The sequence below is a fragment of the Prosthecobacter algae genome (assembly GCF_039542385.1).
Lineage (GTDB): Bacteria > Verrucomicrobiota > Verrucomicrobiia > Verrucomicrobiales > Verrucomicrobiaceae > Prosthecobacter > Prosthecobacter algae.
On record NZ_BAABIA010000005.1, the window covers coordinates 425,882 to 439,376 of the forward strand.

Annotated in this window: 11 protein-coding genes; 9 read left to right on the top strand and 2 right to left on the bottom strand. The window is 50.8% G+C overall.

The features are described from left to right. Window positions 1–7 precede the first annotated feature (7 nt). From ABEB25_RS14055 to ABEB25_RS14065, 3 genes are all read left to right on the top strand, one after another. The gene (locus ABEB25_RS14055; protein WP_345737046.1) at window positions 8–820 is read left to right on the top strand and encodes a BrxR family helix-turn-helix transcriptional regulator; all 813 of its coding nucleotides are present in this window, start codon (window positions 8–10) and stop codon (window positions 818–820) included. A gap of 67 nt (window positions 821–887) precedes the next feature. Further along, the gene (locus ABEB25_RS14060; protein WP_345737047.1) at window positions 888–1,349 is read left to right on the top strand and encodes a hypothetical protein; all 462 of its coding nucleotides are present in this window, start codon (window positions 888–890) and stop codon (window positions 1,347–1,349) included. Between the two features lie 32 nt (window positions 1,350–1,381). After that, on the top strand, window positions 1,382–2,392 hold the full coding sequence (locus ABEB25_RS14065; RefSeq protein ID WP_345737048.1) for an NYN domain-containing protein: 1,011 nt from the start codon (window positions 1,382–1,384) through the stop codon (window positions 2,390–2,392). Window positions 2,393–2,557: 165 nt separating this feature from the next. Here ABEB25_RS14065 and ABEB25_RS14070 read toward each other — a convergent pair whose 3' ends face one another. After that, a complete protein-coding gene (locus ABEB25_RS14070) occupies window positions 2,558–4,639 on the bottom strand; it encodes an SNF2-related protein (RefSeq protein ID WP_345737049.1) in 2,082 nt (693 codons plus the stop codon). A 214-nt stretch (window positions 4,640–4,853) separates the two neighbouring features. Between ABEB25_RS14070 and ABEB25_RS14075 the strand changes: the two genes are divergently transcribed. The 3 genes from ABEB25_RS14075 (at window position 4,854) to ABEB25_RS14080 (ending at window position 6,397) form a co-directional block, all read left to right on the top strand. Continuing rightward, complete coding sequence (locus tag ABEB25_RS14075) at window positions 4,854–5,495, top strand: DEAD/DEAH box helicase (RefSeq protein WP_345737169.1); 642 nt, start codon at window positions 4,854–4,856, stop codon at window positions 5,493–5,495. 102 nt (window positions 5,496–5,597) lie between these two features. Beyond that, complete coding sequence (locus tag ABEB25_RS24520) at window positions 5,598–5,963, top strand: 4-fold beta flower protein (protein ID WP_425572056.1); 366 nt, start codon at window positions 5,598–5,600, stop codon at window positions 5,961–5,963. A 167-nt stretch (window positions 5,964–6,130) separates the two neighbouring features. Next, complete coding sequence (locus ABEB25_RS14080) at window positions 6,131–6,397, top strand: hypothetical protein (RefSeq protein WP_345737050.1); 267 nt, start codon at window positions 6,131–6,133, stop codon at window positions 6,395–6,397. A gap of 845 nt (window positions 6,398–7,242) precedes the next feature. On the opposite strand, the gene ABEB25_RS14085 is transcribed toward ABEB25_RS14080, so the two are convergent. After that, window positions 7,243–8,070 carry a BrxR family helix-turn-helix transcriptional regulator gene (locus ABEB25_RS14085; protein WP_486360838.1) on the bottom strand — a complete coding sequence of 276 codons (828 nt, stop codon included), beginning with the start codon at window positions 8,068–8,070 and terminating at the stop codon, window positions 7,243–7,245. 592 nt (window positions 8,071–8,662) lie between these two features. Between ABEB25_RS14085 and ABEB25_RS14090 the strand changes: the two genes are divergently transcribed. The 3 genes from ABEB25_RS14090 (at window position 8,663) to ABEB25_RS14100 (ending at window position 13,492) form a co-directional block, all read left to right on the top strand. Further along, window positions 8,663–9,361, top strand: a complete 699-nt coding sequence (locus ABEB25_RS14090) for an SLATT domain-containing protein (RefSeq protein ID WP_184205929.1) — start codon at window positions 8,663–8,665, stop codon at window positions 9,359–9,361. A 36-nt stretch (window positions 9,362–9,397) separates the two neighbouring features. Then, window positions 9,398–12,808: a TM0106 family RecB-like putative nuclease gene (locus ABEB25_RS14095; RefSeq protein ID WP_345737052.1), complete on the top strand. Its 3,411-nt coding sequence runs from the start codon at window positions 9,398–9,400 to the stop codon at window positions 12,806–12,808. Window positions 12,809–12,871: 63 nt separating this feature from the next. Further along, window positions 12,872–13,492 carry a hypothetical protein gene (locus ABEB25_RS14100; protein ID WP_345737172.1) on the top strand — a complete coding sequence of 207 codons (621 nt, stop codon included), beginning with the start codon at window positions 12,872–12,874 and terminating at the stop codon, window positions 13,490–13,492. Window positions 13,493–13,495 lie beyond the last annotated feature (3 nt).

Below are 13,495 nucleotides of genomic sequence, written 5' to 3' on the forward strand. Positions count from 1 at the left end.
GGCCGCCATGGAGCGGCTGCGCTTCGTGGAAAGATGCGCTTTTTGGCGTGGCGTAGTGAATCGCCAAGACCTTGTAGGCGCATATGGACTTTCCGCCACCCAGGCGACTTCCGATCTTCAGAAGTTCCAAGAATTAAATCCTGGCGCTCTTAACTACAACCTAAATAAGAAGCGTTACGAAGGCTCTCCGAGCATGCGCTGCACGCTACATAAGCCCAGAATTGAGGAAGCCATCGCCCTCTGTTTCGGAAGTGGCGACGCGCCATCTGCGCTGACTCGACCCGTCACGGAACCGTCAGGGCAAGAGACAAGCGGGTTTGTCGCCGGTGTGGAACTGCCGCTTCGCACAGCTGCTCCCGATATCCAACGTGCAGTTTTTTTAGGCGCAATTCAAAAGCTACGGGTGCAAATTGAGTACACCTCAATGACTGGGAAGAAGCCGGGGTGGAGATGGATAGCGCCTCATGCTTTCGGACACAATGGCTACCGATGGCATGTTCGCGCCTGGTGTGAGCAAAACGAGGAATTTCGAGATTTTGTACTTAGCCGCATTAAAGCTGCCCATTTTCCTATCCATGAGGCTGCTGTACCTGTTGTGGATAGCGAATGGAACAAATGGGTTACCGTGAAAGTAATTCCTGGGAGTGGTCTATCGGAGGATATGCAAAAGGGGATCATAACTGACTATAGCATGCGATCAGGAAAGCTAATTTTTGAAGTTAGAAAGGCTATGTTGAAATACACATTGCGTCATTTAGGTCTTCCAACCGGCGACACCCCTATTCCCCCACAGCTCGAACTTTTGGCTATTGAAGAATAAAGAAGAAAACACATGCCTTCTATCAGCCTAATGTTTCAATATTACACACTCTTTTCATTTTATCCTTATGGCCATCTCTACCGGAGAATTTACATCGCCATTTTTCCTTTTAAGGGGATACGAGAACTGCTGGAAATGCGGAAACAGCAGCCGCGTTGTCGGACTTGCTTCAGGCGATGCAAACAGCGAGCCCTACGTTCTTCAATACATCAAAGCGATGCCGGAGGCTTTTTTGACGGAGATTCACAAGCTCCAACCACAGCTTGAGTACCGTTTATCTCAAGCCATAGACGCCTCTTACTTCATGAACTTCTGCAGCTGCTGCGGAGCATCAATAGGTGACCACTACATCTTTAGCCAGCCAGGAGGAGCATTCTTCCCGATCACTGATGAAGATACGCAGCATATCGAAGTGCATGAACTGCCATTTCTTGGCTCATTCTCGTTCGAGTGTACGCCCGCACAAGGCATTGGCAAAGCCATTATTCAGAAAGGCACACGAGTATCCCCCCTCTCATCTAGCCCGTAAAAGATCGATGAAACTGACTCTTCTTCACCTGTATGACTTCTGATATTAGCGAACAAACGCTCCCCGGTAAAGTTGCCATCTACTGGGACTTTGAAAATCTCCATGCCGTGATGGCGGATAAAGCGCATGGCCCAGGGGCCTACAGAAAAAATTATTTGGTCGAACAGCCAATTTTCTTTGAGCTTGCGCCAGTGCTTGAATACGCAGCTTCATTTGGCGATATCATCATCAATAAAGCCTATGGCAACTGGCAGTGGTTCGCTTCCTACCGGCACATGCTCAACATCGCTGGCGTGGACTTGATCCAGATGTTTCCGCGCGGAAAAAATATGAAAAACAGCGCCGATATCCGTCTGGCGCTGGATGCCCTCGGCGACGTGTATGCCTACCCTCACCTTACCCACGTCCTTGTTATCTCCTCGGATAGCGATTTCATCAGCTTGGCTCAAAAGATCAAGCAGTCAGGCAAATTCGTCGCAGGGGTCGGCGTAAGCGGTTTCAGCAACAAATTTTGGGCTGCAAGCTGCAACGAATTCAAGTTTTTTGAAGCCCTCATTCCTTTAGAAGAGGATGTAGAACACCCGCCATCCCCACCACTGCCAACTCCAGCCGCTCAATCAGATATCTCCACCAACTTCCTCCCGGCCAGTGATGAAGACATGCCCCCCAGCACAGTGGAGTCTATACCGACCATGGAAGAAGCACGCAAAGTGCTTCACCGCGCAATGCTTCAGCTTGTGGAGCGGCGAGGTGAAAACTATGTCGCCAAATCTGGGCTGAAAAGCATCATTAAGCGCCTTATGCCCTCCTTCGATGAAAGGGCTCTGAAGTGTGGTAACTTCAGCGGATTCATCCACCAATGCGCCGACATCGTCGCAATCGTAGATGAGGACAGCGGCGGTCACGTCGCCCTGCTCAATTATGATGTCCATTCTGAGTCTCCACCTCCCCCAGAAGCAATTCATCCCCCCTCCACTGCCTCTGTTCCTACCCCACCTCCAACCACTCCAGAATGGCCCGCATCCGAACCCTCTGAGCCTTAGGCCCGAAATTATAGGATCGAAACGCGACCTATTTATACCTGCAGGTCACAAACTCGAACGGCTTTAAGATTTCAAACGAGCACCGAATCCACCCACCTTACAGACTTTTTGCTGGCCGTGAAGGAACCCTGCACAAGCTTCCCAAAGTCTGTTTGTCGCTAACACTCAGTATAACTTCTCCCTTCTTGTACTTCGTTCCAAGACTTCTCCAAGCGTAGGTTTATGCTGATCCAACGCATGTTGAACCCAATCTCGCCCAAAAAGTGAAACGTTGCAGATTTCTGCTGCACGTTTGCTTCGATTGCTGAATTTCCTTGCGGTAGTGTGGAGTGCTCTTTTCGCAAAGACAACTCCTAAGGGTCGTTCAAAAAAGGGCGCGGAGCTGCATACAGCCCGCACTCCTTCCTCACTATCAAGCTTGTCACTTTTTGTGAACTTGCATTGAATTAGCACGTTCTCGCGGTTCGGCCCCCAACCGAGAGCCACAACATCTGAACCATGGTCAGCGCTGTGGGGGGTGAGTATGACACGTTCGGAATCTCGCTCATAAATAACGGAAATTAATGCCTCAAACATCTGCCAAGAAAGATGAAGCGCATCCTCCAAAGTGATTGGGGCGCTCAACTTTCTACCTTCACGGCCTGATTGACCGAAAAGCTCCGCGATCAGTTCCGGTGCAGACACTATGTCCGGCGGGATTAGACCAAGTGCTCCCTGGATCGAGCGTTTCTTTTCGAGCAGGCCATGGAGAATGACATCGAAGGAAGCAAACTCACTATGAGTGGCGCTGGGCAGATAAACAGTCACGGGTTTCTGCTGGCCAATGCGATAGGCTCGGTCAGTCGCTTGATCCTCCTTGGCTGGATTCCAGTGCCGCTCAAGGTGAATGACATGATTCGCTGCTACGATGTTGAGACCTGCCCCAGCCGCGATAGGAGAAAGAATGCTGACTCCAAACCCAGGTCGTCTTGAAAATTCGCCAATAAGTCCAAGCCTCGTTTGTTCAGGATTGCGACGGGACGTGGCTTTCGTGTCACCATTGACAATCGGAACAGGAAGCCCATAAATCACCTCAAGATGCGCCGAAAGAGCCTCCTGAAGTTCTTTTAGGACACAAAAGACCAGAACCTTTTCCCCCTTGGCTTGAATGGTATCGAGCTGTTTGAGGAGCCACGCTAGCTTTCCTGAACGGTTGAGAATCCGGCGGCAGTTGCTTTCGGTTATTGCCGTGGGAATCGACCCTCCGCCTATAAGATCTGGGTGGAGGGAAACCTGCCGGAGATGCCACAGAGCAGCCAAATGTTGACCTTTCGGGGCAGGATCCAAGGTTAGGTCGTTAGTCTTTACGACTTCTCGTGCTTCCGCATACAATTCCTCCTGCTCAGCGCTCATCGGACAAGAGACAGGAACGATACTTTTGCCATGCAAACCCGTGAGGCGCTCTTCCTTTGTCCGTCGCAGCATGAGTCCCCCAATGTGTTCCCGCAACTCTTTCCCGATCTCATGCATCCTTGCCCGATCTTTGAGCATTGGTGTAATCCAGTTCTTACGGAAATCAGAGAATGACCCCAACGGTCCTGGTTCAGCAGTGTCTAAAATGCACCAATAATCGCCGAGATGGTTTTCCACAGGCGTTCCAGTCAAAGTAATGCGGAAAAGTGCCCTGAGTGCCTTTGCTGCAATGGTTTGTTGGGCGTTTGGATTTTTGATGTGCTGTGCCTCGTCAAAGACCGCCGCCCCCCACTGGGCAGCAGCGAAGGAGAATCGATAATCACGCAGAGTCTGATAGGTGGTTATGACACATGAACCCGGAAGGTCGAGGCTTCTCCCAGTGCCATCTCCAAAGCATAATCCAAACTCACGAACGTTACCAGGTTCTGCAATGTCAACGGCACCAGGGCTACGCCGGTAGCTGTTAAGCTCAAAGTCTGGGTGAGCCATCACGACGCGAAGAAATGGACCATTTGAATTCCCAAAGGCTTCCTTAATCTCAGCTTGCCAGTTTTCCATCAGCGAAAGCGGCACAACAAAGAGCACCGCCGGTGGTTCCGTGGTAGCCACGCTGCGCCAGTGGCGGAACCATTCAGCGAGTGCAATCAATGTGGTGAAGCTTTTACCAAGTCCCATGTCATCAGCCAGAAGGGCACCAGCCCCCCACGCACGTTGATCGGAGACGACCTCACGGTGAATCAGAGCACGTTTGGCATGAGAGAGAAGCCAGCGAATTGCCTCTTCTTGATGAGGCATGGGCTGGCGAACATATTGGGAGAAGTTGGGTCGATAAGGCTCCTCTGGTGATTCGCCAAGAGGAGAAAATGCCCAACCATAACCAAGTTCGGTGTCATTCGGAATGATGAGGGGGTGAAGGACGACAGCCTTCTCTTTGGTTGGCCTGTCATCGCTCCAATATGCTTTGAAGGATACATTATTGAGCCTGCCAGATGCACCAAGCTTTCACGCGGTGGTCCCTGACAACATTGGATTATTCTTGGGAGAATCTCGTCGCATGCATCCAGACGTCTGCACGTTTATCTCAGAGACCATTTACGAGGGACGACTGCAATCCCATGTCGATTGTGCCGCCCAAAACATCTCGGTTTCCGGCAATGAAGGCGCTTTGGTGGACAAGGGCGTTGGAATCGTCTTCAGCGGGGTGGAACACGATGGCAACATCCAGCAGAGCGACGAGGAGGTTCATCGAGCCAAGGCGATCTTTGAAGAGCTAATCGGACGCCCACACACAACGAAAAATGGAGAAACAAGGCCTCTCGTCCTTTCGGATTTCCTCTTTATTGCGCCGTACAACGCGCAGGTTAGATCTCTCCAAGCTGCCTTGCCTCCATTGGCAAGGGTCGGTAGCGTGGACAAGTTTCAGGGCCAAGAGGCTCCAGTTTGCATTTTGTGTCTCTGCTCCAGCTTTGGCGAATACGGGTCTCGTGGGCTGGGTTTTATTCTGGACCGGAATCGCATTAACGTCGCGATCTCACGTGCGCAGTGTCTCGCAGTCGTGGTCGCCGATCCCCGAATCGCAATGACATCTGCAGGTTCAATTGAGGAAATGCGGCTGTTAAACCTATTCTGCAAATTAACATCAGGATCATGAAGATGCACTGGTGGGTAATCACCGCCCGAAAACGCTCGAAAAAGTAGAAGTATCCTTCTCCAAGTGAAACAAACGTCTCCTAAACTTTGAAGCAGTCTAGATATGGATTACATAACATTTTACAACGAATCAGGCTCGCCAGTAGCTTGGCTTTCCGACGACAACCAGTCCATTTACCTGTTTAACGGCAAGCCAGTTGCTTGGATCTGTGAAGACTCGGTCTATTCGTATTCGGGGCGCTATCTCGGCTGGCTTCAAAACGGATGGGTTTGGGATCGATCTGGACGCCCTGCATTCTTTACACAAGATGCATCAGGCGGCCCGTCTCGTCCCTCCCGCGCGTCCCGCCCCTCCCGAGCATCTCGGCAATCTCGACCCTCAAGAGCCAGCCGCGAATCACGCCCATCCCGCCCGTCTCGTTCTAGTTCGTGGTCGGCTTTGAGTGGTGAATCGTTCTTTGATCTTTAGGGAATTGGGATGCCCTAGCCGCCGATGGGCATGGAATCGGCGACGCTCACTGTCAGTGTCATTCGAACCCGCACGGGCAGGGATTCAAAGCAGAAATCGCCAAATGTCAGAGCCGTTAAAAGAACGGATCTTCAGCAACCTGCGCCGTTTCTTGGTGGAGAGGAAGAGTGCCCGCTGCGCCAGTCGTCTTTGAGCTTGGAATCCGTTGGAGCTACATCAATTCAAACAACACTGCACACTTCGTCATCGCCGGAAAAAAACCTCCTGCACTCACTGCGGCAACTCTCTCGGTGGAAGATGTCGATGAGGGCATGGCATATTATGAAGATGCTGATTGGTTTCCTGACTTGAGCTGGGGCAAGGAGGAAGTATTGGAGCAAACCATTCGGATGCCAAAATTGAATGCTGGGCTTACCCTGTTATTGCTGCCTTAAATCGAAGTGCGGATTAGGGCGGAACCGTTTCTGCCCCTTGGGCGTGGTCTAAACCAGAGTGCGAAATTCCAGGAAGAAGCAATGTGGGTAGCGATTCAAAAGCTCGTGCGCTGGACCTCCATTTGCAGCCACTAGCTCACAGTGTGCCTCTTCATGTTTTCCGACCCCTCGTGCGCGGGCTTTGACGCTTCCAAAAAGCATTTGGTCAAGCTTTGGGGGTCATGTGCGCGGGCAAATAACCAGATCTGCCACATGCCTTATAGCATACTGCGAGATCACGGATTTGAACGGGAGCCTGTATGAATGCCAGCCCATGGCTCTCGAATCGGATCCTCCCATTTTTTGGGGGGCCCAAACAATGAGTTTCCAGCAACTGCCCATTTTATATTCACCACCGCTTTGTTCTCTGACGCGCACGCTGAACCAAACTTACAATGAGGGAAGAACATCCTGCACGCCCTGGTTGCCGATAAGCTCAAGGAGGAGGTCAAAAGCGGAGCGCTCTCACCAACAAGCGGCACCTGCGGCTGCCACGGATCACATTAGTATCAGAGGGCATTCGGCTTGAACACCTGTGCCGATACGATGGAAAACTCCGCGATGGGCCGGATCCTCAAGACCTCGAAGTAGCCCTCGTGGGAGCCAGTGTCGGCATACCTGAAGTAATGCAGGTGAACGACCTTTAGGAACGCGTAGTGCACACGGTGCCATTAGAGAGCGACGCTCTGACAGATCGGTTTTTTGTGCAGGTGTAGGCGGACTGGCAATAACCACATTGGCATGATGTCCATTGCAATTCTCTACCGCAGGCTCGTCGCAGATATCCCCCGTAACTAATCCGGTGATCACATATCCTTCATGAAGTGCGCAGGAAGTTCTCCGGTCATTTGTACCCTTAGCATTGCCTCCACGTATTGGGTCATTGCTCGTCGGCAGGTTATCTTGAGGATTCCCTGTGCGCCGGTGCCGTAGTCCAGCCGGAGCGCAGCTTGTTGGGCCTCACTGAGCCTGTCGTTGATACGATAGCGGAGTTCTTCCTCCGTATTCCAGTCTTCATCAACTGGCAGCAATTCGTTTGGATTCAAATCTTCTGGCCACTTTGAGTCACTTATCCGACCTAATACGAAGTCGCGGTAATCACCGCCTTCTAGGGACCACGCCCTGACATGCCAGCGGAGACCGTCATGCCCAAACGCGTGTGGAGCAAGCCAGCGCCAGTCGCTACGCCCACTGTTCACACTGTGATACTTCACACATAACTTTTTCCCCTGAGCAACTGCGAGGAACACCCTACGCTCAACTTGAGGACAAACCTCCCGCCTTGGGGCTCTAACAATCGAAACGTGTGGACCATCCAACGTGTTTCCCCCTGTAATCATACCCACTCCACCCTGCTGGAGAAAAGTGCCCATGCCGTCTGTTAAACGGGGAGTGTGCAGCACACAGGCCATCCCCTGAGTTGCTTCATAGCGTTTACGGCTGGTCTGATAAACAATCGCCCCGGGGTTGAGCTCCACATATTTTTGCAGATCGCTCGAAGCTTGTGCGGCCGAAATTCCAAACAGGGCAACCAAGTCTGGACGCCCTATCCACCCTCGCCACCAGAGGGCACGTTCCACAGCTCGCAGCCGCTCTTGAGCCGCCCAATTCTCCAATCGAGTTTCATTTCCCATCGTTTTTTACGATTCGTTCGTTATTTTGTGCTTGCCAACGGATGAAAAGCCCACAAATTCCTTTGTGTCGTCTTTTTTTACATACACTCAATCTACGATACGTTCTGTCAGCTTGCAACGCCTAAACCGAATGGTGTTCCTCCCGAGTGAATAAACCGCCCTCAACGAATACAAAATGGCTCCCTACTACGTAAACGTTAACGCTCAACCGAATGGTGATCACGAAGTCCATGAAGAAGATTGCCCATTTTTGCCACTGCCCGGCAACCAAATTTATCTTGGGCTTTTCGCTTCCTGTGTCCCAGCAGTGTCCCAAGCACGCATGCATTATCACCAAGTCAATGGCTGCTACTTCTGCGCCAGGCTCTGTCACACCTCGTAACGAGACAGTCGTGTAAATACGGCGGCGATGTTGCTCATCTGAAAGCATTAGATCAGACCTGATCTAAGAAGTGCAGGGAGAAAGCCGCGACACCTTCAAACTGCAATGATTTCCTGGGCAAAACTCCAATTTTACAGATTTCGAATGGGCCGCAAGGATCCCAGACTCTGTCGAGTGATCCGACAACATTTTAGTCGGCACCGGTCTCTCTTGAAAATTGCTTTACAACGAGAAGCAGAACGTGAACTCCGCTTGCGGCTTCGGAAGAAACGTTCGAAAAAGAATGACCTTCCGCCATACCTCACGGATAATAACTGGGAACATGAATTGAACTACAAACTTTGGATCACCAAAGGAGCTCGTTTTGCGGCAGCGCGCCGGTGTGAAGAACTTGACTCCTGTGGCCTTTGGGCGACGACAATCCTTTCTTCATACCTTATAATCGTTGGGTTAATTCCCTACATTCCGCATCCGGTATTCAAGGAGATCTCACCGGAACTGCTTGGCTTTGGGACGACCGCGCTTTCCATCATTCTGATGGCAGTGACGCTCTTGATCTCGAGCCGCCAATACCCGCTGCAAGCCAAGGCATTCCACGAATGCTCTCTAAAGATAGCAATTCTTTACGACCGGCTGCGACAGGCCAAGGAGATTGAAAATAAGGAGCAAAAGCGGGCACGAATCGCCGAAGTGACACATGATTATGAGGAACTTCTGCCAAACTACTCAAATCACGAAGCGATAGATCAGGATATGTTTAAGATCCAAAAATCTGCCTACTTCAAACTCAAATGGTGGTGGATTGCATGGTGCCGAATCAGCTACTACGGTCGGACTAGGGCTATGTTAGATCTCATTATCGCAGCGGGTGTTATTGTTACAGGTTTTTTGCTTACAAGTAGAGACTGACAATCTTTTATCACCTGGAATATAACCCAATTTCTAATGAAAAAAATCGGAGCCAATATCATTTATTCACCGGCTGACTTGATCCGTTATCTAGAGTCGCCATTCTCTTCATGGATGGATCGGTGTTATCTGGAGGATCGAGCATCTTTCATTCCGGACAAGGAAACCGAGGATCAGAAACTGATCTTTGAAACCGGATATAAGCATGAAAATAGGGTCCTCAGTAGGTTTAAGGATTCCACGCCAGGTCTTATCGAGATCCCAACGGACGAGTTTGAAAAAGCAAAAGCTCAAACTTCCTTGGCCCTAATTGCTAAACCTCCGATTATCTTTCAGGCTGCACTCGATTTAGATCAGTTTGCTGGCTACGCAGACTTTCTCATTCTCGATTCGACGGGGAAGTTCCAGGTCTGGGATACTAAGCTGGCGCACTCTCCCAAACCCTACTATATAGTTCAGCTTTGTTGCTATTCCGAGATGCTTGCCGCTGCGACGGGAGATGATGTTCCAAACAGCTTCGGCGTGATTTTGGGAAACGACAACCGCGTTGAGTTTCGCGTTAAAGATTTCATCGATTACTACCGCCGGATCAAAAGCAGCTTCCTGAAAATGCAGGAAAACTTTGTGGCCAATATATCCCAACGACCTGAACCGCTTCCTCGCGCAGATCATGGACGATGGACCTCTCACGCGGAAAGCTTCTTCACGGAGCGAGATCATCTCGTGAGAGTGGCTGGCATCAGTGTAGGCCAGATCAAAAAGTTGAGCATGGAGGGAATACGGACACTCACTGATCTAGCAGGGGCCGGTGGGCGAACGGTACGGAAACTCGCGGACGAATCGCTGAAAAAGTTAGTAGCGCAGGCTCGTCTCCAGAAGCAGACACTCGACGACAGAAAAATAAATCCGGCAGCGAAACCAAGGTTTGAGATTCTAGCTAGCAGGGGTAAAAATGGTGAACCTGTAGGCCTGGCAAAATTGCCTCCCCCCCATTTCGCAGATGTATACTTCGACATGGAGGGTTTCCCCTTGGTGGCAGGTGGACTGGAATATCTCTTCGGAGCATCCACCAAGGTTTCGCAGGGAACCGATTTGGAGTTTCATGATTGGTGGGCTCATGATCGCGCCGAAGAAAAGCAGGCGTTCGAGCAGTTCGTAGACTGGGTTCATGCCAGGTGGCTTCAAAACCCAGAGATGCACATTTATCACTATGCAGCATATGAAGTCAGCGCGATTCGCCGCCTCAGCACCAGGCACGATTCTCGCCAGGATGAAGTGGACAATTTGCTCCGCAATAATGTCTTCGTTGATCTGTACCAGACCGTAAGCCAAGGCATCCGTATCGGAGAAGACAGCTATTCCATCAAAAAGGTGGAAAGCCTCTATCGAGAAAAACGATCAACGGGAGTTACGACCGCTGTGGATTCAATCGTCCAATATGCTCGTTGGATTGAGAGCGGCGAGGGGTGCAAGTGGGAGCAAAGCGCCATTCTAGCTGGAATTCGGGATTACAACGAGGACGACTGCCGGTCCACAGCTGAACTGGCCCAGTGGCTACATCAGGCGATCATCGATTACGGCATCTCAAACACAATGCCTTTCCCAACCGTTGAGGCCATCGCTCCTCTGCCGCTCACACCTGAAATCTTGGCGAAACTCGAAACGATACGACGATTGAGATCGCTTGGAGGCTTGGTTGCCCTAACACTCGCCGATCTTGTTGACTTTCACAGACGCGAGCAAAAGCCAATCTGGTGGCGAATGTTTGATCGTGCCGAAGCCGCACCGGAAGAATTGCGTGACGACCCAGGTTGTATTCAAGGAGTCAGCGCTTTCGGAGATGCAGTGCCTGACAAAAAGTCCCTCATACAGGAATATCGTTTTGATGCGTCTCAAGAATGCAAGCTCTCCGCAGGTGATAATTCCACAGTGATGTTTTCGCACAACCTTGATGCGAAGCCCAACTTGTTGGAATTGAACTTGGCTACTGGAGTGCTTCGCCTCAAACTTGGAACCGGTAGCATAAACTCGAAATTCGATGGGGCTTTTCCAAATTCAGGGTCGATCCTTCAAAATGAGTTTGTGTCTCAGGAAGCCATAGCCAATGCGATTGAAGAGGTTGCCAGTAATCATCTTACTGGTACGCTCCACCCTTCCGCCGCATCTTTATTACAGGGAAGACCTGCGGGCCCCCCCCTCAAGCGGGTTGACGAAGACCTCTTGGCAGCTGCGATTAGAATCACGGCGTCGATGCAAGGTGAGTGCCTCGTAATCCAAGGACCTCCAGGGACTGGAAAGACTTATACGGCATCTCGGGTCATAGCCGCTCTCGTAACAGCGGGGAAGAAGGTGGGCATCACCTCAAATAGCCATAAGGCAGTGATCAACTTGCTAAAGGCATGCGGGGAAGCACTGACAGCAACCGGTCTGGAATTAAGAGGCATTAAGGTTGGGGATAATAACGAAGATCCCGTGTTCAAAGCCAACCCTCGTCTGGTTCATGTTAAGATCTCAAAAGACGCGCGAGCATCGTATTCGAGTGGCATTGTCGCGGGAACCGCCTGGCTCTTCACGCTTCCAGAATGGGAAGAAGCTCTTGATGTGCTTTTCATTGATGAGGCTGGGCAGGTATCCCTAGCAAACGCAGTCGCGATGTCACGATGCGCGAAAAACTTGGTTCTTCTGGGTGATCAGATGCAACTTGAGCAACCGATTCAAGGCAGTCATCCCGGAGACGCTGGTCTGTCATCGCTTCAATATGCTTTAAAGGACACGTCATTGACCCTGCCGGATGCACCAATTTTTCACGCAGTAGTGCCTGACAACTTTGGTTTGTTCCTGGGAGAATCGCGTCGCATGCATCCAGATGTTTGCACTTTCATTTCAGAGACCATTTACGAGGGCAGGCTTCAATCCCATGCCGATTGCGCCACACAAAATATCTCCGTTTCTGGCAACGAGGGAGCCTTGGTCAGTAAGGGGGTTGGAATCGTCTTCAGCGGGGTGGAACACGACGGTAATATCCAGCAGAGCGACGAGGAGGTTCATCGAGCCAAGGCGATCTTTGAAGAGTTACTCGGACGCCCACACACAACGAAAAACGGAGAAACAAGGCCCCTAGTTCTTTCGGATTTCCTCTTTATTGCGCCGTACAATGCGCAGGTTAGATCTCTCCAAGCTGCTTTGCCAACGGGGGCACGGGTCGGTAGCGTGGACAAGTTTCAGGGCCAGGAGGCTCCAGTTTGCATTTTGTCTCTCTGCTCTAGTTTTGGTGAATATGGGGCTCGTGGGCTGGGCTTTATTCTGGACCGGAATCGTATCAACGTGGCGATTTCACGTGCGCAATGCCTCGCAGTTGTGGTCGCTGATCCTCGGATCGCAATGACATCTGCTGGTTCAATCGAGGAAATGCGATTACTTAACCTATTTTGCAAAGTGACATCTTAAGCCAGGCGACTACTGCTCCAGTCTAACCTCTTCATTCTACCAACAGCTAATATTACTTTTCCCATGTTCTGGCGAGAATTCCCTTCCAAAGCGGCTGCAAAGATCGCCATTCAAAAGATCATTAATGAGCAACCGTTCAAGCAGCCGTTTGAGTCCTCGCTCATTAGCGATTTAATATTGGAACGTCATTATTTCTGTTCACTTCGTGGCCTGCGCCCATCACGATTTCGGAAGATACCAAGCTACGGAGCTTATTCCTTTGAGGGAGACTTTACTGGTTGGTTGGAGCGAGATATTGGCTGGCATCCTGTATCCTGGACTAAATGCCTTATGCCACCATTGACTGAGTGGGATCGTATTGTTCGTGCCATGAGAGACCGCTGTCTGGATGCCAAAACCTTTTACCGGGATGCCCATTTCATTTGCGAAGGATGCGGCATAGAAGAATCTGCGGAGGTTCATCACAAGCAACCTTCGTTTTTGGCGATCGCTACGAGCATTCGAGCAGATGTTTCAGACGTGGAGATCGCTGATTGCCTGTCAGGATGGGACTGGTTTGTCAAAGGTGACTTCTCTCTGCCCGAAGGCCACAAGATCACTGGGCTTTTTGATCAACGCCACAATCTCGCCAACCTCGAAGCGCTTTGTAAGGACTGTCATAACAAGACCAAAAAACGGTCCTGAGGT